24 protein-coding genes are annotated in these 21,678 nt (G+C 64.8%); 13 read left to right on the plus strand and 11 right to left on the minus strand.

The annotated features are described in order from the left end of the window. Positions 1-47: 47 nt before the first annotated feature. Positions 48-338: a hypothetical protein gene (locus Q4610_RS02205; RefSeq protein ID WP_304534377.1), complete on the minus strand. Its 291-nt coding sequence runs from the start codon at positions 336-338 to the stop codon at positions 48-50. Between the two features lie 178 nt (positions 339-516). On the opposite strand from Q4610_RS02205, the gene Q4610_RS02210 reads away from it, so the two are divergent. Continuing rightward, positions 517-1,794: an amino acid permease gene (locus Q4610_RS02210; protein WP_304534378.1), complete on the plus strand. Its 1,278-nt coding sequence runs from the start codon at positions 517-519 to the stop codon at positions 1,792-1,794. 56 nt (positions 1,795-1,850) lie between these two features. Here Q4610_RS02210 and dnaJ read toward each other — a convergent pair whose 3' ends face one another. Together dnaJ and dnaK are read right to left on the minus strand one after the other, a co-directional pair. Then, a complete protein-coding gene (dnaJ, locus tag Q4610_RS02215) occupies positions 1,851-2,990 on the minus strand; it encodes a molecular chaperone DnaJ (RefSeq protein ID WP_304534379.1) in 1,140 nt (379 codons plus the stop codon). A gap of 66 nt (positions 2,991-3,056) precedes the next feature. Further along, complete coding sequence (dnaK, locus tag Q4610_RS02220) at positions 3,057-4,955, minus strand: molecular chaperone DnaK (protein WP_304534380.1); 1,899 nt, start codon at positions 4,953-4,955, stop codon at positions 3,057-3,059. 170 nt (positions 4,956-5,125) lie between these two features. Between dnaK and Q4610_RS02225 the strand changes: the two genes are divergently transcribed. Together Q4610_RS02225 and Q4610_RS02230 are read left to right on the plus strand one after the other, a co-directional pair. Then, positions 5,126-5,620, plus strand: a complete 495-nt coding sequence (locus Q4610_RS02225; protein ID WP_304534381.1) for a copper chaperone PCu(A)C — start codon at positions 5,126-5,128, stop codon at positions 5,618-5,620. After that, positions 5,617-6,075 (plus strand): vgr related protein, encoded by a 459-nt coding sequence (locus Q4610_RS02230; RefSeq protein ID WP_304534382.1) that lies wholly within the window; start codon positions 5,617-5,619, stop codon positions 6,073-6,075. The genes Q4610_RS02225 and Q4610_RS02230 overlap by 4 nt, the downstream gene beginning before the upstream one ends. Here the strand turns inward: Q4610_RS02230 and glmS are convergent, their stop codons facing one another. The 4 genes from glmS to glmU all read right to left on the minus strand — a co-directional run bounded on the left by glmS (position 6,076) and on the right by glmU (position 10,854). Beyond that, positions 6,076-7,899 carry a glutamine--fructose-6-phosphate transaminase (isomerizing) gene (gene glmS, locus Q4610_RS02235; RefSeq protein ID WP_304534383.1) on the minus strand — a complete coding sequence of 608 codons (1,824 nt, stop codon included), beginning with the start codon at positions 7,897-7,899 and terminating at the stop codon, positions 6,076-6,078. 116 nt (positions 7,900-8,015) lie between these two features. Continuing rightward, positions 8,016-8,780, minus strand: a complete 765-nt coding sequence (locus tag Q4610_RS02240; protein WP_304534843.1) for a metallophosphoesterase — start codon at positions 8,778-8,780, stop codon at positions 8,016-8,018. A gap of 116 nt (positions 8,781-8,896) precedes the next feature. Beyond that, entirely contained in the window at positions 8,897-9,556 is a 660-nt protein-coding gene (locus Q4610_RS02245; protein ID WP_304534384.1) for a hypothetical protein, read from the minus strand. Continuing rightward, positions 9,553-10,854 (minus strand): bifunctional UDP-N-acetylglucosamine diphosphorylase/glucosamine-1-phosphate N-acetyltransferase GlmU, encoded by a 1,302-nt coding sequence (gene glmU / locus Q4610_RS02250; RefSeq protein WP_304534844.1) that lies wholly within the window; start codon positions 10,852-10,854, stop codon positions 9,553-9,555. Before glmU ends, Q4610_RS02245 begins: the two co-directional genes overlap by 4 nt. 149 nt (positions 10,855-11,003) lie before the next feature. On the opposite strand from glmU, the gene Q4610_RS02255 reads away from it, so the two are divergent. The 5 genes from Q4610_RS02255 (at position 11,004) to Q4610_RS02275 (ending at position 15,321) form a co-directional block, all read left to right on the plus strand. Beyond that, positions 11,004-11,702 (plus strand): HAD family hydrolase, encoded by a 699-nt coding sequence (locus Q4610_RS02255; RefSeq protein WP_304534385.1) that lies wholly within the window; start codon positions 11,004-11,006, stop codon positions 11,700-11,702. Continuing rightward, a complete protein-coding gene (locus Q4610_RS02260; protein WP_304534386.1) occupies positions 11,699-12,460 on the plus strand; it encodes an enoyl-CoA hydratase/isomerase family protein in 762 nt (253 codons plus the stop codon). The genes Q4610_RS02255 and Q4610_RS02260 overlap by 4 nt, the downstream gene beginning before the upstream one ends. 63 nt (positions 12,461-12,523) lie before the next feature. After that, a complete protein-coding gene (gene purL / locus Q4610_RS02265) occupies positions 12,524-14,713 on the plus strand; it encodes a phosphoribosylformylglycinamidine synthase subunit PurL (protein ID WP_304534387.1) in 2,190 nt (729 codons plus the stop codon). Between the two features lie 9 nt (positions 14,714-14,722). Next, complete coding sequence (locus Q4610_RS02270) at positions 14,723-14,899, plus strand: DUF559 domain-containing protein (protein ID WP_304534388.1); 177 nt, start codon at positions 14,723-14,725, stop codon at positions 14,897-14,899. After that, the gene (locus Q4610_RS02275; protein WP_304534389.1) at positions 14,896-15,321 is read left to right on the plus strand and encodes a hypothetical protein; all 426 of its coding nucleotides are present in this window, start codon (positions 14,896-14,898) and stop codon (positions 15,319-15,321) included. The genes Q4610_RS02270 and Q4610_RS02275 overlap by 4 nt, the downstream gene beginning before the upstream one ends. Before the next feature lie 44 nt (positions 15,322-15,365). Here the strand turns inward: Q4610_RS02275 and Q4610_RS02280 are convergent, their stop codons facing one another. Next, positions 15,366-15,902 (minus strand): GNAT family N-acetyltransferase, encoded by a 537-nt coding sequence (locus Q4610_RS02280; protein ID WP_304534390.1) that lies wholly within the window; start codon positions 15,900-15,902, stop codon positions 15,366-15,368. Positions 15,903-15,939: 37 nt separating this feature from the next. Next, entirely contained in the window at positions 15,940-16,707 is a 768-nt protein-coding gene (locus tag Q4610_RS02285) for a malonyl-ACP O-methyltransferase (RefSeq protein WP_304534391.1), read from the minus strand. Positions 16,708-16,884: 177 nt separating this feature from the next. On the opposite strand from Q4610_RS02285, the gene Q4610_RS02290 reads away from it, so the two are divergent. The 3 genes from Q4610_RS02290 (at position 16,885) to bfr (ending at position 18,985) form a co-directional block, all read left to right on the plus strand. Further along, positions 16,885-18,123 carry a DUF418 domain-containing protein gene (locus Q4610_RS02290; protein ID WP_304534392.1) on the plus strand — a complete coding sequence of 413 codons (1,239 nt, stop codon included), beginning with the start codon at positions 16,885-16,887 and terminating at the stop codon, positions 18,121-18,123. A 60-nt stretch (positions 18,124-18,183) separates the two neighbouring features. Continuing rightward, on the plus strand, positions 18,184-18,354 hold the full coding sequence (locus Q4610_RS02295) for a (2Fe-2S)-binding protein (RefSeq protein ID WP_021225428.1): 171 nt from the start codon (positions 18,184-18,186) through the stop codon (positions 18,352-18,354). Between the two features lie 151 nt (positions 18,355-18,505). Further along, positions 18,506-18,985 carry a bacterioferritin gene (bfr, locus tag Q4610_RS02300; protein WP_304534393.1) on the plus strand — a complete coding sequence of 160 codons (480 nt, stop codon included), beginning with the start codon at positions 18,506-18,508 and terminating at the stop codon, positions 18,983-18,985. A 145-nt stretch (positions 18,986-19,130) separates the two neighbouring features. Here the strand turns inward: bfr and Q4610_RS02305 are convergent, their stop codons facing one another. Then, positions 19,131-19,538: a (deoxy)nucleoside triphosphate pyrophosphohydrolase gene (locus Q4610_RS02305; protein ID WP_304534394.1), complete on the minus strand. Its 408-nt coding sequence runs from the start codon at positions 19,536-19,538 to the stop codon at positions 19,131-19,133. Positions 19,539-19,621: 83 nt separating this feature from the next. Between Q4610_RS02305 and Q4610_RS02310 the strand changes: the two genes are divergently transcribed. Next, positions 19,622-19,807 carry a Flp family type IVb pilin gene (locus Q4610_RS02310; RefSeq protein WP_304534845.1) on the plus strand — a complete coding sequence of 62 codons (186 nt, stop codon included), beginning with the start codon at positions 19,622-19,624 and terminating at the stop codon, positions 19,805-19,807. A gap of 138 nt (positions 19,808-19,945) precedes the next feature. Then, positions 19,946-20,107 (plus strand): Flp family type IVb pilin, encoded by a 162-nt coding sequence (locus tag Q4610_RS02315; protein ID WP_304534395.1) that lies wholly within the window; start codon positions 19,946-19,948, stop codon positions 20,105-20,107. 67 nt (positions 20,108-20,174) lie between these two features. Here the strand turns inward: Q4610_RS02315 and Q4610_RS02320 are convergent, their stop codons facing one another. Beyond that, positions 20,175-21,653, minus strand: a complete 1,479-nt coding sequence (locus tag Q4610_RS02320) for a M48 family metalloprotease (protein ID WP_425262518.1) — start codon at positions 21,651-21,653, stop codon at positions 20,175-20,177. Positions 21,654-21,678: the final 25 nt, after the last annotated feature.

Below are 21,678 nucleotides of genomic sequence, written 5' to 3' on the forward strand. Positions count from 1 at the left end.
TTTTCTTTTGCAACGATCGCATGTTCAACGATCGAACCGGCGAAGCATCATTCTTCGCCATTATCCTTCACGCCGACGGTCGGCACCTCCACGGTCGCCTTCTTGGTGCCAACGACGACTTCCTTGGAATCGACATCGACCTTGGGCAGGTCGCCACCCTTCACGCTGACTTCAGGCATGTCGCCGCCGCTTACATCGGCTTTCCAGAAACCCGTTGCGAACAGAACGCCGACAACCGCGAGAATGGCGATCAGGACGATCGCGATCGTCCGGCCGGGGCCACGTTTTTCGACAATCACCGTGCGATCATCATAGCTGTCATTGCGCACATCAACCATCAGACCATCCTTTTATAAATATAGACACATAACAGACAGATACTGTTTGGGTTCCGATCCATCGCAGCACGGGGGCGGGGCGCGCCCTATGCAATCGTCGGATGCAGCCATGGAGCCGGTTTTCCGCACAATGCTCTAAACCCTGGCAATCCCGGCACGGGCCCGTTAGCATCCGGCGATGCAAGCCCCCCGAACCGCCACCGGCGCGTCCCGCACCCTGGGCCTTGCCGCGTCCATCGCGCTGGTCATGGGCAACATGATCGGGTCGGGCGTATTCCTGCTGCCCGCAGCCCTTGCCCCCTTCGGCTGGGATGCGGTGGCGGGGTGGATGTTCACCATCGCCGGGTCGATGGTGCTGGCCTTCGTCATCGCGCGGCTGACCGTCGCCATGCCGGACGCCAATGCGTCGCAGATGATCGCGCGCGCCTATGGCCCGCTGGCCGGTTTTGCGATCGGCTGGATTTACTGGCTGTCCATCATCATCACCAACGTCACCATCGCGGTGGCGGCGACGGCGAATTTAAGCAGCGTGCTGCCCGCCCTTGCCGCGCCGGGCATGGGGGCGACCTGTTCGATCGCCTTCCTGTGGGCGATGACCGGCATCAACCTGATCGGCGCGCGCGCGGCGGGCCTGACGCAGATCGGCACGACGATCATCAAGCTGGTGCCGATCGCGGTGGTGCTGGTGCTGCTGGCGCTGATCCTGTCCACCGGCGAGGCGGAGGTCGTCCCCTTCCCTGCGCACGGCCTGACCGGCGCGGGCATCACCGCGTCGGCGGCGCTGACATTATGGGCGCTGCTGGGCTTCGAATCCGCCAGCGTCGCTGCCGACAAGGTGCGCGATCCCGCGCGCACCATCCCCCGCGCCACCCTGATCGGCACGGCGGCGACGGGGCTGATCTACCTGCTGGTCTGTTCGGGCATCGCGCTGACGCTGCCGGCGGCGGAGACGCAGACCGGATCGCCCTTCGGCGCATTCGTCAGCCATTATTGGTCGGCCGGGCCGGCGCGGTTCATCGCGCTGTTCGTGGTGGTGAGTTGCCTGGGCGCGCTCAACGGCTGGACGCTGTTGCAGGGGGAAGTGCCGCTGGCGATGGCGCGGGCGGGCGAATTGCCGCACTGGCTGGCGGCGACGGACGCGAAGGGGACGCCCGTGCGCGGGCTGATCCTGTCGACGCTGTTGGCCAGCCTGATGCTGGTGGCCAATAGCTTGCAGGGGCTGGTCGCGCTGTTCACGACGATGGCGCTGCTGGCGACATCGGCGACCCTGTGGCTCTATGTCGGCTGCGCGCTGGCGAGTTTGCGGTTCCGGCTGGTGGTGCCGGCGGCGGTCATCGGCCTTGGCTATGCGCTCTGGACGCTGTGGGGCGCGGGGCTGGTGGCGAGCGGATCGAGCATCCTGCTGATGGCGGCGGGATTGCCCTTTTACTGGTGGGCGCGGCGGGGGCGGGCGTAAATCGTCATTGCGCGCGCAGCGAAACGATCCAATGTCGCGCGCAATGACGATGCGGCTCAATCCGCCCACAAATCCTTGAGCTTGGAGAAGAAACCGCTGACCTGCGGGCATTCCTCGCCCGTTTCCGTTTCGCGGAAGGCTTCGAGTAATTCCTTTTGCCGGGCGGTCAGGCGGGTCGGTGTTTCGACATCGACCTGGACGACGAGGTCGCCCTGCCCCCGGCCGTTCAGCACCGGCATGCCGCCGCCACGCTGACGAATCTGCTTGCCCGACTGGATGCCGCTGGGAATCTTGATCTCATGCCGCTGGCCGTCGAGGCCGGGCACTTCGATCGTGCCGCCCAGCGCCGCCGTGGTGAAGCTGACCGGCGCACGGCAGAAGAGCGTCGTGCCATCGCGTTCGAACAGGCTGTGCCGCTTCACATGCAGGAAGATATAGAGGTCGCCCGCCGGGGCGCCGCGCGCGCCGGCCTCACCCTCGCCCGACAGGCGGATGCGGGTGCCTTCATCGACGCCGGCGGGAATGTTGACCGACAGCGTCTTGGGCTTGTCGATGCGCCCTTCGCCGCGACAGGAGCGGCACGGGCTTTCGATCACCTGGCCCGCGCCCTGGCAGGACGGGCAGGTGCGTTCGACCACGAAGAAGCCCTGCTGGGCACGGACCTGGCCATGGCCGTGGCAGGTGCCGCAGGTCTTGACCCCGGTGCCCGGCTGCGCGCCCGATCCTTCGCAACTGTCGCAGGCAGCCGATACCTCGATCTGAATCTCGGTCTGCTTGCCATGATAAGCGTCGTCGAGGGTGATTTCCATGTCGTAGCGCAGGTCCGCGCCGCGCCGCTGCTGCTGGCGCCCGCCGCCCTGCCCGCCAAAACCGGCCTGGCCGAAGATCGTCTCGAAAATATCGCCCAGATCGGAAAAGCCGCCCGCGCCGCCGCCACGGAATCCACCACCGCCGCCCTGCTGCTGCTGGGTATAGGCCGCATGGCCGAAACGGTCATAGGCCGCGCGCTTTTGCGGGTCTTTCAGGCAATCATAGGCTTCCGACACAGCCTTGAACCTGGCCTCGCTGTCGGCGCAGCCCCCCGTTTTATCGGGGTGATATTTCATGGCCATCTTGCGATAGGCGCTCTTGATCGTCGCACCATCGGCCGTGCGATCGACTTCGAGCAGCGAATAATAATCGATTTCGGTCGTCATTCGGACCCCCGCCCGCCTGTCCCCTCACCCCGGCCTGTGCCGGGATGAGGGATATGGGGCATCGGCTTACGCCTTGTTGTCGTCCACTTCGGAGAATTCGGCATCGACGACATCATCGTCGGCCTTGGGCGCATCGGCGCCCGGAGCCGCCGCTGCCGCCTGTTCCTTCTCGTAGATCGCCTGGCCCAGCTTCATCGCGACGGTGGCGAGTTCCTGCGCCTTGCTCTTCATCGCTTCAGCGTCGCCGCCTTCGATCGCGGACCTGGTGGCGGCGATCGCGGTTTCGATCTCGCCCTTCAGGCTCGCATCCACCTTGTCGCCATGTTCGGCCAACTGCGCTTCGGTCGTGTGGACCAGGCTTTCGGCGTTGTTCTTCGCCTCGGCCGCCTCACGGCGCTTCTTGTCCTCTTCGGCGAAGCGTTCGGCATCCTTGACCATCTGGTCAATGTCGGCGTCGCTGAGGCCGCCGGACGCCTGGATGCGGATCTGCTGTTCCTTGCCGGTGCCCTTGTCCTTGGCACTGACATTGACAAGCCCGTTGGCGTCGATGTCGAACGTGACCTCGATCTGCGGCACGCCGCGCGGTGCGGGCGGAATGCCGAGCAGGTCGAACTGGCCGAGCAGCTTGTTGTCCGCCGCCATTTCCCGTTCGCCCTGGAACACGCGGATCGTCACCGCCTGCTGATTGTCGTCGGCGGTCGAATAGACCTGAGACTTTTTGGCAGGGATGGTGGTGTTGCGGTCGATCATGCGGGTGAACACGCCGCCCAGCGTTTCGATGCCGAGGCTGAGCGGGGTCACGTCGAGCAGCAGCACGTCCTTGACATCGCCCTGGAGCACGCCCGCCTGGATCGCCGCGCCCATGGCGACGACTTCGTCGGGGTTCACGCCGGTATGCGGTTCCTTGCCGAAAAATTCCTTCACGGCCTCGCGCACCTTGGGCATACGGGTCATGCCGCCGACCAGCACCACTTCGCTGATCTCGCTCGCCGAAACGCCCGCGTCGGCCATCGCCTTCTTGCAGGGTTCCATCGTCCGCTTGATGAGGTCAGCGACCAGACGCTCCAGATCGGCGCGGGTGATCGTCTTGACCAGATGCTTGGGACCATTCTGGTCCGCGGTGATGAAGGGCAGGTTGACTTCGGTGGTCTGCGCCGAGGACAGCTCGATCTTCGCCTTTTCAGCGGCTTCCTTCAGGCGCTGGAGCGCCAGCTTGTCCTTGGTGAGGTCGATGCTTTCGGCCTTCTTGAAGTCGGCGGCCAGATATTCCACCAGCTTGGCGTCGAAATCCTCGCCGCCCAGGAAGGTGTCGCCGTTGGTCGACTTCACTTCGAACACGCCGTCGCCGATTTCGAGGATGGAGATGTCGAACGTGCCGCCGCCAAGGTCATAGACCGCGATCGTCTTGCCGTCCTGCTTGTCGAGGCCATAGGCCAGCGCCGCCGCCGTCGGCTCGTTGATGATGCGCAGCACTTCCAGGCCCGCGATCTGGCCGGCGTCCTTGGTCGCCTGGCGCTGGGCGTCGTTGAAGTAGGCGGGCACGGTGATGACCGCCTGCGTGACCGTCTCGCCCAGATAGCTCTCGGCGGTTTCCTTCATCTTTTGCAGGATGAAGGCGCTGATCTGCGACGGGCTGTAATCCTCGCCACCGGCCGTGACCCAGGCGTCACCGTTCGATCCCTTCGCGATCGAATAGGGGACGAGTTCCATGTCCTTCTTGGTCATGGGATCGTCGAAGCGGCGGCCGATCAGGCGCTTCACCGCGAAAATCGTGTTGTCCGGGTTGGTGACGGCCTGCCGCTTGGCGGGCTGGCCGATCAGACGCTCGCCATCCTTGGCGAAGGCGACGATCGAAGGGGTCGTGCGCGCCCCTTCCGCATTTTCGATAACCTTGGGCTTGCCGCCGTCCATGACGGCGATGCAGCTGTTGGTGGTGCCCAGGTCGATCCCGATAACTTTTGCCATCTCTTCCTCTTGTAACCCCAAATATTCAGCGGTTGACGGCCCCATACCTCACTAAAGCGCCAAGGCAAGGCCGTTTGCAGTTGGGATATAGGCGCGCTTTCGCTTGGCACAAGAAGCGGGCGCGATTAGCTATGCACTGGAACCAGAACGAGACAGTCACGGAGCCTGACATGCGCGCCCCTTTTGCCCTGATCGCCCCTGTTGCGGCGCTGCTCGCGCCGCTGGCGCTGACCGCCTGCGGCGACCCGGCGCCGACCTATATCGACCAGGCCTGGGTGCGGCTGTCGCCCAGCAAGGACAGGCCATCGGCCGGTTACTTCGTGGCCCATGGCGGCGACACGGGCACGCAATTGCGCGGCGTCATCACCGACTATGCACTGAAAGTCGACATGCATGAAACGGTCAGCAAGGACGGCATGACCACGATGCAGGCGATCGACAGCGTCGACATTCCGGCCAAGGGCGAGGTCGCCTTCGCGCCGGGCGGCAAGCATCTGATGATCCTGGGCGTCAACGACACGGCGATCAGCCGGGGCAAGATGCAGTTCACCTTCCTGCTGGCCAATGGCGATCGGCTGCTGGTCGATGCGGTGATCCGCAAGCCCGAAGGGGCGGCGGCGACGGCACCCGCGCCTGCGCCCGCGCCGGGGCATGACGGTCATTGACGAGTCGCGCGCTCACGCCCGCCGAAATCGCGCTGGCCCGGTCGATGTTCGGGCGGGCGATCGATTATGGCAAGGTGCGGGTGCATAACCGCGCATGGTGGCCGCTCCAGCCGCGCACCGTGACCATGGCGCCCGATGGCGACCTGTGGTTCCATCCCCGAAGCGGCCTGTTCTGCGCCGATTTCTGCGACAGCCCGCTGCATATCCAGGGGCATTTCATCCATGAAATGACCCATGTGTGGCAGGCGCAGCGATCGGGCAAATGGTGGCTGCCGCTGATGCGCCACCCCTTTTGCCGCTATGATTATCAGGTCGCGCCCGGCAAGCCCTTCGCCCGTTACGGCATCGAGCAGCAGGCGGAGATCGTGCGGCACGCCTTCCTGCTGCGGCGGGGCATCGCGGTGGCGGGCAAGCCGGACCGGGCGACCTATGAGGCGTTGCTGCCCTTTGCCTGACTATTCCACCGTCACGCTCTTTGCCAGGTTGCGCGGCTGATCCACATCCGTCCCCTTGGCGACCGCGACATGATAGGCCAGCAACTGCACCGGGACGGCATAGACCAGCGGCGCGATCAGCGGATGGACCCTGGGCATCTCGATCGTCGCCATGCAGCCATCGCCCGCCGCCGCGATCCCTTCCGCATCGGAAATCAGCACCACCTTGCCACCGCGCGCCTGCACTTCCTGCATGTTGCTCACGGTCTTTTCGAACAAGGGGCCGCTCGGCGCGATCACGATCACCGGCACGGCATCGTCGATCAGGGCGATCGGACCATGCTTCATTTCGCCCGCCGCATAACCTTCGGCATGGATATAGCTGATTTCCTTGAGTTTCAGCGCCCCTTCCAGCGCCATCGGATAATCCGGCCCGCGCCCCAGATACAGCACGTCGCGCGCCGGGGCGATCAGGTGCGCCATCGCCTCGATCTGGCTGTCCTGGCCCAGCGCTTCATTGAGCGCGGCGGGCGCTTCGGACAGGTGCCAGACGATTTCGGCCTCTTCCTCCGGCGTCAAACGCCCCTTCGCCCGCGCCAGATTGGCCGCCAGCGCTGCCAGCACGGCCAACTGGCAGGTGAATGCCTTGGTCGATGCCACGCCAATTTCCGGCCCGGCATGGGTAGGCAGCAGCAGGTCCGCCTCGCGCGCCATGGAGCTGGTCGGCACATTCACCACCACGGCGATGATCTGCCCCTGCGCCTTGGCATGGCGCAGCGCCGCCAGCGTGTCGGCCGTTTCGCCCGACTGGCTGATGAAGAGCGCCAGGCCGCCGGCCTCCAGCACCGGATCGCGATAGCGGAACTCGCTCGCCACATCGATGTCCACGGGCACGCGGGCGAATTTTTCGAACCAGTATTTCGCCACCAGCCCGGCATAATAGCTGGTGCCGCAGGCGACGATGGTGATGCGCTTTACCTGGCCAAGGTCGAAATCCATGTCGGGCATGGCGACCTGATTGTCCATGCGGCGCAGATAGGAGCGCAGCGTCTGGGCGACGACGACCGGCTGCTCGTAAATTTCCTTCTGCATGAAATGGCGATGATTGCCCTTGTCGATCATCGCGCCCGATACGCCCGAAATGGTGACGGGGCGTTCGACGGGGTTGTTATCCCGGTCGAAAATCTCCGCGCCCTGGGCGGTGATGACGACCCAGTCGCCCTCCTCCAGATAGGCGATGCGCTGGGTCAGCGGGGCAAGGGCCAGCGCGTCCGACCCCAGATAGGTTTCGCCGTCGCCATAGCCCACCACCAGCGGCGACCCCAGCCGCGCGCCGATCAGCATGTCGGGATGGCTGCGGAAGGCGATGGCCAGCGCGAAGGCGCCATGCAGGCGCGGCAACACCTGCGCGACCGCCTCACGCGGCGACACGCCCTGCTCCACCAGTTCGCTGACCAGATGCGCGACGACTTCGGTGTCGGTCTGGCTGTCGAAATGCCGCCCCCGCGCCATCAGTTCGGTGCGCAGGGGTTTGAAATTCTCGATAATGCCGTTGTGGACCAGCGCCACTTCGCGGGTGGCGTGGGGATGCGCGTTGCTGGTCGTGGGCGCGCCATGGGTGGCCCAGCGGGTATGGGCGATGCCGGTGGTGCCGGGCAGCGGCTCGTCACGCAATTCGCGCACCAGGTTCGACAGCTTGCCCTCCGCCCGCCGCCGCTCGATCGCGCCATCATGGATGGTGGCGACGCCGGCGCTGTCATAGCCGCGATATTCCAGCCGTTTCAAACCATCGACCAGCCGCTCCGCCACGTCGCTATTGCTGATGATGCCAATGATGCCGCACATGCCAGAAAGCCTCGCCGTCGAGTGAATCCGTTCCACGCCCGCCTTAGGACGCAATCATCGCTATGCCCTTAATGACCGCGCCGCATCGGCGCCATGGGCGACATATGAAAAACTTGTCATGCCGGGCGGATCGTCACCAGCCAGATATCGGGCGGGGCGCGCATCCGCACCGGCGCGCCGCTGGTGCCCACCCCGGCGGACACGATCATCGTCCGCGCGCCGTCGCGATAGAGGCCGCAGGCATAGCGCGTGCCGTAACGCGACGGGACATAGATGATGCCGAGGAAGGGCAAGGCGACCTGGCCGCAATGGGTGTGCCCGACCAGCGTGAGCGACGGCGCATCGGGCAGTCCGGGGAAAATGTCCGGCCCGTGCGAGAGGATGACCGGCGCGCCGCCGATCCGGTCCAGCGCCGCCAGCGTGCCGGGCAGGTCGATCCTGCGGGTATAGATGTCCTTCAGCCCGCCGATCGCCAGCGGTCCGCGCCGCGCCGCGCCATCCTGCAACAGGGTGACGCCGACCCGCGCGAAGGCCGCGCGCCAGTCCGCTTCGCCCAGCGCCCGGCGGTTGATCTTGCTGCGGCTGTCATGATTGCCCAGCACCGCCACCACGCCCAGCGGCGCGCGCAGGCCCGCAAAGGCCGCGATGCTGGCCCGCGCGTCATAGGTCGCGCCCCCCTTGTCATCGCCGATATAATCGCCGCCCAGCAGGATGAGGTCGGGTTTCAGCGCGTTGACCTGCGCCACGATGCGCGCCATCCGCTCCGGGCTGTTGTCCGGGCCGGAAAGGTGGGTGTCGGTCAGCAGCGCGAGCGTGACGGGCCTGCGCGGCGCGTCGGCGGGAAAGGGCAGCACGACCTCCGCCCGCCGCACCACCGGCATCGCGCTGGCATTGTGGAGGAGCCAGAGGGCAAAGAGTGCAGCGCAGACAATAAATATCAAGATCAGCGCTAAAACTTTCTGCGCGATAGACCAAAGCGCGAATGTCTGTACGAATATCAGATCAATCCTTTCAAGGCCCGATCGACGCCGCGAATGAAATTTTCATATATCTCACGTGTCAACCATTCTTCCTTGGTTCGGCTCATTCTGGCGAATCTTTTAAACTGACTGTGCAGGGTTTCGATTAATTCCGCGTCCTTTTTCATGATCCGGTTTTGATGAGCCAACGTCCTAGCCATTGCGCCAATAGCGCGTCCATCATAGTCGTCCGCACCAATGCGCAACTCCATCCTATCTTTCAGTTCCGCCCATTTGCGATGGATGTCGTTATAACGCTGCTGCGCGTTAAGTTTAGACGAGCTATCCGCGTCTGCGACTTCTTCCTCATCGCCAACGACCTCAGATATTTCCTTGTCGCCCTGCGATAGTGCGATGTCGTCCGTATTTGTCTGGATGGATTTTAGAACGTCAGAAATGCGGGACAACTCGCTGTCCGCCTTTGACAGCCATTCCAGCGATTCATTAACCGCACGCTGACGATCGTTAAATTTTTCGGATACCTGCTTGAATTCCTCTACCGAACTTTTGATGCTCAGAAGACTGCCAGCCAATCTATCTACTGACTTGGGCAACGTGTCGCTCAATCCCAAGATCAGCAGCGCAATCAATGCGACGGCAGGCCAAGCGATCGCTGCTGCAAATTCAAGCACATTCACTTATCATTCCCCTTTGCCTTGCGCGCCATCATCCGCGCGCGGAACGCGGCCGCCCAGCCCGGCTTTCCGACCTGCTCCGGCCGCACCAGGCACAGCGCATCCGCCTCGACCGGCTTCGTCACCACGCTGCCCGCCGCGACGATCGCGCCCGCGCCGATGCTGGCCGGGGCGACGAGCGCGCTGTTGGAGCCGATGAAGGCGCCCGCGCCGATCTCCGTCCGATATTTGAAATATCCGTCATAATTGCAGGTGATGGTGCCCGCGCCGATATTGGCGCCCGCGCCCACGCTGGCGTCGCCGATATAGGAAAGGTGATTGGCCTTCGCCCCTTCGCCCAGGGTCGCCTTCTTGATCTCGACAAAATTGCCGACCTTGGCCCTGGGGCCGATGTCCGCGCCGGGCCGCAGCCGCGCATAGGGACCGATCGCCGCGCCGCTGGCGATGGTCGCGCCTTCCAGATGGGAAAAAGCGTGGATCGTCACGTCGTCGGCGATCCGCACGCCGGGGCCGAACACCACGTTCGGCTCCACCACCACGTCGCGGCCCAGCACCGTATCATGGCTGAAAAACACGGTTTCCGGCGCGATCAGGGTCACGCCCTCACGCATCGCCTCCGTGCGGCGGCGCGCCTGCCATTGCGCTTCGACGCTGGCCAGTTCGATCCGGCTGTTGACGCCGGCGACTTCCCACGCTTCCGTTTCGATCACCGCGCTCGTCCCGCCCGGCAGCATGACGATGTCGGGCAGATAATATTCGCCCGCCGCATTATTGTTGCCGATCTGGTCGAGCAGCACGAACAGGTCGGTCGACCGCACCGCCATCAGCCCGCTGTTGCAGAGCGTGACCGCGCGTTCGGCCTCGCTGGCGTCCTTATATTCCACCATCTTGGCGATGATGCCCTGCCCGTCGGCGATGATCCGGCCATAGGCGGCGGCGTCATCCGGGCGGAAGCCCAGCACCACCGCGCGCGGCTCGTCCCCCCGGTTCAGCCGATCCAGCATCGCCCGCATCGTGCCCGCGCCGACCAGCGGCACGTCGCCATAGAGGATCAGCACGTCGCCCGCGAAGCCCGCCAGCGCGTCATGCGCCTGGGCGACGGCATGGCCGGTGCCAAGCTGCCGGTCCTGCACCGCGATGACCGCGCCGGTGCCGGCCACCGCCTTTTCCACCTGATCGCGCCCCGCGCCCACGACCACGACCTGCCGTTCGGGCGCCAGTTCGGACACGCTGGCCAGCAGGTGCAGCAGCATCGGCCGCCCGGCAATGGGGTGCAGCACCTTGTGCAGCGCGGATTTCATCCGCGTCCCCTGCCCTGCGGCAAGGATGATGACGGCGAGGGGGCGATGGGCGGTCACGATGGCAAAGTCCCTGGCAGGAGGAGGAATCCGGGCTGCTCTGTGCCATGTTTGACTTGCCATTGCCACCGCGCACGCGGCATGGCGGGACCATGAGCAGCATCCCCCCTGATCCAATCCCTTTCGATCCAATCCCTTTCGATATCGTCGGCTTCGACCTGGACGGCACCTTGATCGACACCAGCGGCGATCTGGCCGCGGCGGTCAATTACGCCATCGGCACGATCGGTCGCCCGCCCTTCCCGGTGGCGGCGATCCATCCCTTCGTGGGCAAGGGCGCGAAAGTGATGCTGGAACGCGCGCTGGAGGCGTCGGGCGGCCATGATGAAGCGACGCTGGAAGCCCTGCTCCCGATCCTGCTGGATTATTATGCGCAGAATCTGGCGATCCACAGCGTCCCCTATCCCGGCCTGATCGCGGCGATGGATGCGCTGGCGGCGCGCGGGGTGAAGCTGGCCATCTGCACCAACAAGGCGGAGCGATTCACCATCCCGCTGATGCACCAGATCGGCCTGTCGGATCGGTTCGCGGCCATTGTCGGTGGCGACACCGTGGGCGTCGCCAAGCCCGATCCTGCGCCGATCCATGCCATGATCGAGCGGGCGGGCGGCGGCCGCACCATCTTCATCGGCGACACGATCAACGACATTGCCGGCGCGCGCAACGCGGGCATCGCCAATGTCGCGGCCAGCTTCGGTTTCCTCGACGGTCCGGTCGAAAATCTGGCGGCGGACGCGGTGATCCATCATTTCGATGAACTGGTGCCGCTGCTGGAACGCTGGCCGGCATGACCCTGCGCCTGGAGCGGGACGGCCCGGTCGCCCGGCTGCTGATCGACCGGCCACACCGGCGCAACGCCATGACCCAGGCGATGTGGACGCACCTGCCCAGCCTTGTCGGCGCGGCGATGGCCGACAACAGCGTGCGCGTGCTGATCCTGACCTCCGCCACGCCGGGCCTGTTCTGCGCGGGTGCGGACATTGACGAATTTGCCGCCTGCTCCGGCGCGCAGGACTGGCGCGTCGCCAATCAGGATGCGATCCGCGCCAGCCAATATGCGCTGGCCCATGCGCAAAAGCCGGTGATCGCCGCGATCGACGGCGATTGCGTGGGCGGCGGATGCGGCCTTGCCATCGCCTGCGACCTGCGGATCGCTGCGCCCGCCGCGCGGCTGGGCATCACGCCGGCGAAGCTTGGCATCGTCTATTCGCTGTTCGACACCAAATTGCTGGTCGATCTGGTCGGCCCGGCGCGCGCCAAGCGCATCCTCTTCACCGCCGCGCTGCACGATGCCGACACCGCGCGCGCCATCGGCCTCATTGACGAGATCGCCGCCGATCCGCTGGCTACCGCCGATACACTCGCGCGCACCATCGCCGCCAATGCCCAGCACAGCGTCCGCTCGTCCAAGGCGATCGTCCGCCGCATCCTTGACGGACAGGCCGATGACGACGCGACCACGCTGGCGATGTTCCGCGACGCCTTCACCCGCCCCGATTTCGCCGAAGGGGTGGCCGCGTTCCGGGAGAAGCGGCGACCCGATTTCTGATCCCGCGCGCGGACATAAAGCCCGCCATTGTGATTCGCGCCCGCCCCCGCTAAAGGCGCGGGCATGTCCAGCACCGCTCCCCACATCACCCCGGAAATCGTCGCCGAACATGGCCTCAGCCCGGAAGAATATGACCGCGTCGTAAAGGCGATCGGCCGCGCGCCGAACCTCACCGAACTGGGCATATTCTCGGTCATGTGGTCGGAGCATTGCTCCTATAAATCCTCCAAAATCCACCTGATGAAGCTGCCGACCAAAGGCCCGCAGGTGATTTGCGGCCCCGGCGAAAATGCCGGCGTGGTCGACATCGGCGACGGACAGGCCGCGATCTTCAAGATGGAGAGCCACAACCACCCGTCCTATATCGAACCCTATCAGGGCGCGGCGACCGGGGTGGGCGGCATTTTACGCGACGTGTTCACCATGGGCGCGCGCCCCATCGCCAACATGAACGCGCTGCGCTTTGGCCGCCCGGATCATCCCAAGATGCGCCACCTCATCAGCGGCGTGGTGCGCGGCATCGGCGGCTATGGCAATTGCGTGGGCGTCCCCACCGTTGGCGGCGAAGTCAATTTCCACCCCGCCTATGACGGCAATATCCTGGTCAACGCGATGACCGTGGGTATCGCCGACACCGACAAGATTTTCTACAGCGCCGCGTCCGGCATCGGCAACCCGATCGTCTATGTCGGGTCAAAGACCGGCCGCGACGGCATCCATGGCGCGACCATGGCCAGCGCCGATTTCGGCGACGACGCCGACGCCAAGCGCCCGACCGTGCAGGTCGGCGACCCCTTCACCGAGAAGCTGCTGATCGAGGCGTGCCTGGAACTCATGGCGTCCGACGCGATCGTCGCGATTCAGGATATGGGCGCGGCGGGCCTTACCTCCTCCAGCGTCGAAATGGCGTCGAAGGGCGGCGTGGGCATCCAGCTCAACATGGACGACGTGCCGCAGCGCGAAACCGGCATGACCACCTATGAAATGATGCTCTCCGAATCCCAGGAGCGCATGTTGATGGTCCTGAAGCCCGGCCGCGAAGCCTTTGCCGAAGCGATCTTCCGCAAGTGGGAACTGGACTTCGCCGTGATCGGCCATGTGACCGACACCGGCCGCATGGTCCTGATCCACAAGGGCGAGACGGTGTGCGACATTCCGCTCGCCCCGCTGGCCGACGACGCGCCGCTCTATGATCGCCCATCCATGCCGATGGACGAATATAAGGTCTGGTCGGGCGTCAAGCCGCTGGGCGACATTCCCGAAAGCACAGACATCGGCGCGGACCTGCTCAAACTCATGGGCAGCCCGGACATCGCCAGCCGCCGCTGGATCTGGGAACAATATGACCATATGGTCGGTGCCGACACCGTCCAGCGCCCCGGCGGCGACGCGGCCGTCGTGCGCGTCCATGGCAGTAACAAGGGGATCGCGATCAGCACCGATTGCACCCCGCGCTATTGCTATGCCGACCCCTATGAAGGCGGCAAGCAGGCGATCGCCGAATGTTATCGCAACCTGAGCGCGGTCGGCGCGACGCCGCTGGCCGTGACCAACTGCCTCAACTTCGCCAACCCCCAGCGCCCCGAAATCATGGCGCAACTGACCGGCTGCCTGAACGGCATGGGCGACGCCTGCCGCGCGCTCGACTTCCCGATCGTGTCGGGCAATGTGTCGCTCTATAACGAAAGCAAGGCGACCGGCGGCGGCAGCGCGATCCTGCCGACCCCGGCGATCGGCGGCATCGGCCTGCTGGCGGACGTGGATGTGATGGCGACGGTCGCGTTCAAGAATGAAGGCGACGCGATCTGGCTGATCGGTGGGCCAGAAGGGGCTTTGGGCACCCACCTCGGCCAGACCATCTGGCTGCGCGAAATCGCCGGTCGCGAAGCGGGCGACGCGCCGAAGGTCGATCTGGCCGCCGAACGCGCCAACGCCGACAGCGTGCGCGCGCTGGTCGCCAGCGGGACGGTCAACGCCGTGCATGATATTTCGGACGGCGGCCTGATCGTCACGATCGCGGAAATGGCGCTGGCCGGCAGGATCGGCGCGACGCTGGACAGCGCGCTGACCACGGCGTCGGCATTCGGAGAAGATCAGGGTCGCTATGTCGTCACCGCCGCAGCGGGCGTCGATATTGCCGGCGCGGTGAAGATCGGCACCGTGGGCGGCGACAGCGTCGTCGGCGTGGCGCTGGACGCGCTGCGCAGCGCGCATGAAGGCTTCTTCCCCGCGCTGATGGACAGCGAACTCTGACGACAGGGCATGGAAATAGACGGCGCAGCCCATGACAAGGGTGATCGCCCCGCCCGCGACGCGACCCGCGATGCCTGGCTGCACGAAAAAGGCATCACCCTGCTGCGTATCCCTGCCGTCGATGTGCTAAAAGACCCCGCAACCACGGCCGACGCGATCGTCGCCTCTGTTCGGGAGCGGATATGACCGCCGGCTACTCCTCCACGCCCCTCTCCAGAAAACTCAGCCTGAAACCCGGCCTGCGCGCCTGGTGGGACGCCATGCCCGCATCGGTCGAGGCCGAACTGGCCGACAGCGGCGTTGTCCGCCTGGCCGCGCCGCAAGCGCCGATCGATGCGGCGCATGTCTTCGTCACCGACCGGGCCGACATGACCGCGAAGATCGCGGCGCTGCGCCCCTTGCTGGCGCCAACCGGCTTCCTGTGGATCAGTTGGCCCAAAAAGGCGTCGAAGGTGCCGACCGACATAACCGAGGACGTGATCCGCGCGGTCATCCTGCCGACAACCGACCTGGTCGATGTCAAGGTTTGCGCCGTCGATCCGGTCTGGTCGGGCCTCAAGCTGATGATCCGCAAGTCCGCGCGCCACGGCGCGGGCGCGCAACCGTGATCCGGCCTTGCGCGCGCAGCGGGCCGATCTGACCGCATCCCGCGCTAGCCGCGCCGCAATATATATTCCGCGTCCGTCCAGTCGCCCACGCGAAAGCCATAATCGCCGACCTTGACGAAGCCGCGCCCGGCATAGACCGCCTGCGCGCGGTGGTTGCCCGACCATACGCCCAGCCACAACGGCCCCGGCATGCTGTCGTCCAGCCAGGCAAAGGCCGCGTCCATCAGCGCGCGCCCGACTCCCATGCCCTGCGCCATGTTCAGGGCATAGAGCTGATAGAGTTCACCTTGTTCCGGCGACGCATCGGGATGCGGCAATTTGCATGGGCCGACATGCGCATAGGCGATCAATCGTCCGTCATCCGCTTGCGCCACCCAGGTCGCATGGGACGGATCGGCCAATTCCGCCCTGACGCTGGCCAATCCATATGTATCCCGCTCGAACAGCGCCAGGTCGGCCGGCGGATAGGGAATGGCAAAGCCGTCGAGGAAGGTTTCACGAAAGGCCGCCAGCTTGAGCTGCGAGAGGGCAGCGGCGTCATCTGGCTGCGCGCGGCGGAGGGAGAAAGACGAAACGGCCATGGCGACCGGATGACATATCCGCCATTATCGCACAATCTCAAGCAGCCCGCGTCACCCGCCCGAACAGCACCTGATAGCTGTCCCCGCCCCCCGCCGCGTCAAAGACGGCCATCACCCGGCGCAGCGCACGCGGCCCCAGCGGCGGGCGGCCTTCGGTCGGCACCACCGCGCCGATGCCCTTCAAATGCGCGATCAGCCCACGCGCATCGCCGCAATCCAGCGGATAATCCTCATCAAAGGCAAAAGCGTCGCCATGCGCCGCCAGCATCGCCCGTAGCGCGTCGAGCGAGGGATAGTCGGGCACGCCCGTCACCAGCCCGCACGCCGCATGCGCGGCGCGCCAGCGGGCGAAGCTGCCCTGTCCCATGGTCGAGAAGATCAGGCTGCCCCCCGGCCGCAACAGCCCGGCCAGCCGCGCGATCGCGCCATCCAGGTCATCGAACCATTGAAAGGCCAGGCTGGACAGGATGAGGTCGAACCATGGCCCGTCAAATGCCGGCGCTTCGCCGTCCATGGGCAGGAAGGTGCCCGCGATCAGCCCGTGCGAGGCCGCCTGCGCCAGCATGGCCGGCGCAATGTCGGTCGCGATCAGTTCCGCCCCCGGCCAGCGCGCCTGAATGTCGCGCGTCAGGAAGCCGGTGCCACAGCCGATTTCCAATATCCGGGCAACGCCGTCGGGCCTCTGCCGCTGGGCAAGGTCCGCCACCAGCGTCGCCGCCAGCCGCTGCGGCCCGGCATGGCGTTCATATTGTCCGGCCGCCGCACCGAAGGCGGCGCTGATGCGGTGCTTGCGACTGTCGTTCATGGCTGGCGCATTTTCAGTCGACGATTCACAGTCCACGCTCTGGAGCCGCAGGCCGGCAAAGCCTAAAATGCGACCGCCAGGAAGTTAGAGCCTTTCCACCCTGCGTCAAAAGGCTCTAGGCGGATGGCAGAGCCTTGCAGACCTGACCAGCCCCTTTCAATGGAAACGCAGCACGAAATGACATCCCCCCGCATTCCCGCCATGGACGTTTTGCGCGGTTGCGCGGTCATGGGCATATTGTGGATGAACATCACCGCCTTTGCCATGCCGCAAAGCGCCTATTTCAATCCGGCGGTGGCGGGATCGCCGGGCGCGGGCGACATCGCCTTCTGGGCCGTCAGCCTGATCCTGGTCGACGGCAAGATGCGCGGACTGTTCGCCATGCTGTTCGGGGCATCCATGCTGTTGCTGATCGACAGGGAAGAAATGGCGGGCCGTGACGGGCGACGGACGCAGATGGTCCGGTCCGGCTGGCTGTTCGTGCTGGGTTGCGTCCATTTCTTCGCGCTGTGGTGGGGTGACATATTGCGCATCTATGCGATCGTCAGCCTGTTCGCGATCCTGTTTGCCGGGCAAGAGCCGCTCGATCTGGTCAAGCGCGCCTTTCTGTGTTTCCTGCTGCAATTCCTGCTGCTCGCCGCCTTCATCGCCAGCCTCTATATCTGGGGTCATGCCGCCACGGCGCCGGACGCGGACGCCGGGATGCGGGCGGGCTTTACCCATTTCATGGCGGCGCTGTCCGACCCCGCAAGCCCCACGACCCAGACGGAGATCGCCACCTATCGCAGCGGCTTTGGCGCGATCCTCCAGATGAAGCTGGCCGCCTTCCCCGGCGAATGGCTGTGGGGCTTCCTGTTCACCGCCTTCGAAACGCTGGGCTTCATGCTGCTGGGCATGGCGATGCTCAAGGGCGGTTTCCTGACCGGCAACTGGGACATGGAACATTATCGGCGCACGGCGCGCCATTGCTTCGCGATCGGACTGCCCGCCATGGCCGCGATGGCGCTGTGGGTGGGGTATGGCGGATTTGCCCCGCTCCCCACCTATGGCGTGGCGCTGGCCTGGTCGCTGCCTTTCCGCATCCCGCTGAGCGTGGGCTGGGCCGCGCTGATCCTGTGGCTGCTGGCGCGCCATCGCACCAGCCCGTGGGTCGGCCGGATCGCCGCGGCCGGGCGGATGACGCTCAGCAATTATCTGGGCACGAGCATCCTCATGACGGCGATCTTCTATGGCTGGGGCCTGGGTCTTTTCGCCCATGTCCGCCCGGCGGTGCTGCCCTTGTTCATCCTGGCGACCTGGGCGATCATGCTGCTGTGGTCGCAACCTTATGCGAATCGCTTCGCGATGGGACCGGCGGAATGGCTGTGGCGCAGCCTTGTCGCCGGGAAACCGCAAAAGATTCGCAGAAGCGTTTAATTTACTATTGCGACCCATTATCAGGCACGCTATCTCCCTGCCATCAGGAGAATGGCTGCGATGGTCGTCTGCGTGTGCAATGCAATTCGGGAAAAGGATGTGCGGGAAGCCGCGCGCAACGGGGCGGACACGCCATGCAGCGCCTATGCCCAATATGGTCGCCGGCCCAAATGCGGCCAGTGCGTCTCCTTCGCTCGCACGATCATCGCCGCGGAACGTGCATCCGCCTGACAAGAGTGCGAAGCATCCGCATCTGCACGGTGCGAGCATCACGCAATAGCGTGGTAGAAAATCCATTATTTTCAAGGCTTTTCCGCTTAACACGGGCCTGCCGAGCCGATATAGTCGCGACCTTCCCCCTAGTCTGCCGGAGTATAACGCCATGAAGGGCGACCCGAAGGTCATCGAATTTCTGAACGAGGTGCTCAAGAATGAGCTGACCGCGATCAACCAATATTTCCTCCACTACCGGATGCTCAATCATTGGGGCATCGAGAAGCTGGCGAAATTCGAATATTCCGAATCGATCGACGAGATGAAACATGCCGACAAGGTGGCGGAGCGTATCCTCTTCCTTGACGGCCTGCCCAATTTCCAGTTGCTCGGCCGCCTGAAGATCGGCGAAACGGTCGAGGAAATCCTCAAGGCCGACCTGGAGCTGGAATATGAGGCGCTCCCGGTCCTCAAGGATGCGATCGCCTATTGCGAGACGATCCGCGACTATGTGAGCCGCGACCTGTTCCAATATATCCTCGAAAGCGAGGAAGAGCATGTCGACACGCTGGAAACCCAGTTCGAAATGATCGAGCGCATGGGCATCCAGAATTATATCCAGTTGCAAAGCAAGGCGAAGGAGGACTGAACCTCCCCCGACGCGCATGCCGTTGCAGAAGGGGGCGTCCTGAACGGCGCCCCTTTTCTTTTGGCGCATATGGGCCTTGCAAACCCGGTCTGGCGTGTCGAGCAATGCCGGCATCCGCTTTGCAACGGGCGGCATCGCCCCGCTTTTACAGCAGCGCTTCCAGCAGTCCGATCAGCGGCAGGTCCGCAGGCGGCATGTCCAGCGCGTACATCTGGGCCGGGCGCACCCATGTGAGGGCCGTGGCGTGGCGCGCTTCGGGCACGCCCGTCCACTTGCGGCAGACATAGAGCAGCAGCAGCAGGTGCCGATCGCCCAATGCTTCGCTGGCAAAGGCGGCGGGGGCCAGGCAACTGGCCTGGGCCTGTATCCCCAGTTCCTCCTCCAGTTCACGTACCAGCGCCGCTTCGGGCGTTTCGCCAGGCTCCACCTTGCCGCCGGGGAACTCCCACAGGTCGGCCATCGCCTTGCCCGGCGGGCGCTGTTGCAACAACACCCGGCCATCAGCGTCGACCAACGCCACGGCGACAACCAGCAAGGGAGAAAAAGGCGTCATAATCGTCCGGTCAAGAGGGCTTTGTTAACCCTGGCTGCTTTACACGTCCTGCCGGGACTGTCTGTAGTGAAATGGGGGAAATGATGCGCGGACTTATCGAGATCATCACCCGATGGGGGCTGATGCGTTGCGAACGCGGCGCCACGGCGGTCGAATATGCCCTGATTCTCGCGATGGTCGTCCTGGCCATGATCGCCGCGCTCAGCAACGTCGCCGACAAGACCACCGGCATGTGGAACAACGTCGCAAGCAATGTAGTGGCGCATTAACCATCAATATTTGACAGTGTTTCCGCCCATTAAGAATTTTTCAACCGACCTGCTCTAGTTCCATCCTTGTCGACCACGAATTACCAAGCGGGGCGGCCGGGTAGTTTAACGCAGAACTTATTTTCAAGGAGACGTCACATGAAGTTCGTCCGTAAGATGCTGAAGAATGAAAAGGGTGCCACCGCGATCGAATACGGCCTGATCGCCGCTCTGATCGCCGTCGCCGCCATCGGCGCGATGACCAGCCTGGGCTCCAAGCTGGGCAGCACCTTCAACAATGTTTCGGGCAACCTGCAGTAAGCCCTGAAACGATTGTCGGAACAGGAGGCGGCGGACCCAGGTTCGCCGCCTCTTTTCGTTCATGCAGTTACCAGGTGATGATCTTCACCCGCTGTCCCGGACGCAACGTGGCACCCGATTGCAGCGCGTTGAGCGTCAGGAAGCGTTCCAGCGGATAATCGGCATAGGCCATGCGCCTGGCCATCGACTGGACAGTGTCGCCAGCCTTTACAGTCACCACGTCGATGCGGCGCGGCCTGATCGCCGCCGCTTCCTGCGCGGACAGTTTCTGGACCGACTGCACCATCGATGAAAATGGGCCTATTCCCTGCCCCGCCGGGGTCAGCAACAGGAAATGATAGGCTTTCCCGCCGCCAAAATCATAAGCGAACACGGTCGCATCGACCGGGCTGGACTGGCTGGTGGCGCGCACGGTGCGCCAGGCCGCCGGGATGCCGTTGATCGTGGTGCGGCTGACATCGCCCTGCGGCACGCCGCCATTGCCGCCACCCAGCCTGACGAGCACGCCGTCGATATAGGCGGCCAGATTGCCCGCATAGGGCGCAGCGCCGAACTGCGCCTGCCCGCCCGATCCGGTGACGGATACCGCGTCCGCGCCATTTTCCATGCCAAATCCGCTGGGCGCGGCGAAGGTCAGGCGCAGGTCGGGATGGCGGAAACGGTTGCCGTCAATCACCCCCTGCCGGGGATCATCGCCATATTGCACGCCGTCCAGCGCATTGAGGAAAGCGTCACGATTGCGCACCATGCTGCTGGCGCGGATCGCGGCGGCGGCATTGGCGGCGCGGGTGACGCGCGCGCCGGGATCGGGATGGGTGCTGGCCCATTCGGGCATCGACCGCGCACTGCCCGCGACTCGCGCATCGAGGTTGCTCTGCGCCGCGAGCGAGGCGAGCATCCCGGACAGGGCGCGCGGGTCATAGCCGCCCGACGCGAGATAGCGGATGCCCAGATCATCCGCTTCATATTCCTGACTGCGCGAAAATTTGAGGGTCAGTAACTGGCTGCCGGTGCCGATCCCCTTCTGGACCAGCCCGGCAAAGCCCGAATCGCCCAGCAACGCGCCCGCCAGCGCCCCCAGCAACGCCCCGCCGATCGCGTTGCGCGTGGCGGCCTGCTGCCGCCGCTGGCCATGCTGGGCCGCGACATGGCCGACTTCATGGCCCAGCACGCCGGCCAGTTCCGCTTCGTCATTCATCAGCGCCATCAACTGGCGGGTGACATAGACATAGCCGCCGGGGATGGCGAAGGCGTTGTTGACCGGCGAATTGAGCAGGGTGACGGTGAAATCGCCCTGCGCGTTGGACAGGCCGGACTGGACCGCGATGCGCCGCCCCACCCCTTCGACATAGCGCGCCTGCGGGCCGGCATAGGCGCCGCCAAATTCCTTGAGCAGTTCGGGATGCTGCTTCGCCCCGCTCGCCTTGTCCTGGCTGCTGATCGACGAAACGGTGCGAATCGCCTTCTGCTGCCCGATCACCGCCGGCGCGCTCACCGCCACCGCCATCGCAGCAGCGGTGCAGCCGAGCGAAATTTTCCAGTTCATCAACCTCTCCACCCTCGACGTTACC

This window comes from Sphingobium cyanobacteriorum (assembly GCF_030580935.1).
In the GTDB taxonomy this organism is placed as follows: Bacteria; Pseudomonadota; Alphaproteobacteria; order Sphingomonadales; family Sphingomonadaceae; genus Sphingobium; species Sphingobium cyanobacteriorum.

Coding starts and splice junctions, on each gene's coding strand:
- Q4610_RS02315 (WP_304534395.1), top strand. CDS start 19,946: ATGAAGTTCGTCCGTAAGATGCTGAAGAATGAAAAGGGTGCCACCGCG.
- Q4610_RS02285 (WP_304534391.1), bottom strand. CDS start 16,707: ATGAACGACAGTCGCAAGCACCGCATCAGCGCCGCCTTCGGTGCGGCG.
- Q4610_RS02320 (WP_425262518.1), bottom strand. CDS start 21,653: ATGAACTGGAAAATTTCGCTCGGCTGCACCGCTGCTGCGATGGCGGTG.
- bfr (WP_304534393.1), top strand. CDS start 18,506: ATGAAGGGCGACCCGAAGGTCATCGAATTTCTGAACGAGGTGCTCAAG.
- dnaK (WP_304534380.1), bottom strand. CDS start 4,955: ATGGCAAAAGTTATCGGGATCGACCTGGGCACCACCAACAGCTGCATC.
- glmU (WP_304534844.1), bottom strand. CDS start 10,854: ATGAAATCCGCGCTGCACAAGGTGCTGCACCCCATTGCCGGGCGGCCG.
- Q4610_RS02240 (WP_304534843.1), bottom strand. CDS start 8,780: ATGCCGGTGGTGCGGCGGGCGGAGGTCGTGCTGCCCTTTCCCGCCGAC.
- Q4610_RS02305 (WP_304534394.1), bottom strand. CDS start 19,538: ATGACGCCTTTTTCTCCCTTGCTGGTTGTCGCCGTGGCGTTGGTCGAC.
- Q4610_RS02255 (WP_304534385.1), top strand. CDS start 11,004: ATGAGCAGCATCCCCCCTGATCCAATCCCTTTCGATCCAATCCCTTTC.
- Q4610_RS02210 (WP_304534378.1), top strand. CDS start 517: ATGCAAGCCCCCCGAACCGCCACCGGCGCGTCCCGCACCCTGGGCCTT.
- Q4610_RS02275 (WP_304534389.1), top strand. CDS start 14,896: ATGACCGCCGGCTACTCCTCCACGCCCCTCTCCAGAAAACTCAGCCTG.
- Q4610_RS02310 (WP_304534845.1), top strand. CDS start 19,622: ATGCGCGGACTTATCGAGATCATCACCCGATGGGGGCTGATGCGTTGC.
- Q4610_RS02205 (WP_304534377.1), bottom strand. CDS start 338: ATGGTTGATGTGCGCAATGACAGCTATGATGATCGCACGGTGATTGTC.
- dnaJ (WP_304534379.1), bottom strand. CDS start 2,990: ATGACGACCGAAATCGATTATTATTCGCTGCTCGAAGTCGATCGCACG.
- purL (WP_304534387.1), top strand. CDS start 12,524: ATGTCCAGCACCGCTCCCCACATCACCCCGGAAATCGTCGCCGAACAT.
- glmS (WP_304534383.1), bottom strand. CDS start 7,899: ATGTGCGGCATCATTGGCATCATCAGCAATAGCGACGTGGCGGAGCGG.
- Q4610_RS02225 (WP_304534381.1), top strand. CDS start 5,126: ATGCGCGCCCCTTTTGCCCTGATCGCCCCTGTTGCGGCGCTGCTCGCG.
- Q4610_RS02280 (WP_304534390.1), bottom strand. CDS start 15,902: ATGGCCGTTTCGTCTTTCTCCCTCCGCCGCGCGCAGCCAGATGACGCC.
- Q4610_RS02290 (WP_304534392.1), top strand. CDS start 16,885: ATGACATCCCCCCGCATTCCCGCCATGGACGTTTTGCGCGGTTGCGCG.
- Q4610_RS02260 (WP_304534386.1), top strand. CDS start 11,699: ATGACCCTGCGCCTGGAGCGGGACGGCCCGGTCGCCCGGCTGCTGATC.
- Q4610_RS02270 (WP_304534388.1), top strand. CDS start 14,723: ATGGAAATAGACGGCGCAGCCCATGACAAGGGTGATCGCCCCGCCCGC.
- Q4610_RS02295 (WP_021225428.1), top strand. CDS start 18,184: ATGGTCGTCTGCGTGTGCAATGCAATTCGGGAAAAGGATGTGCGGGAA.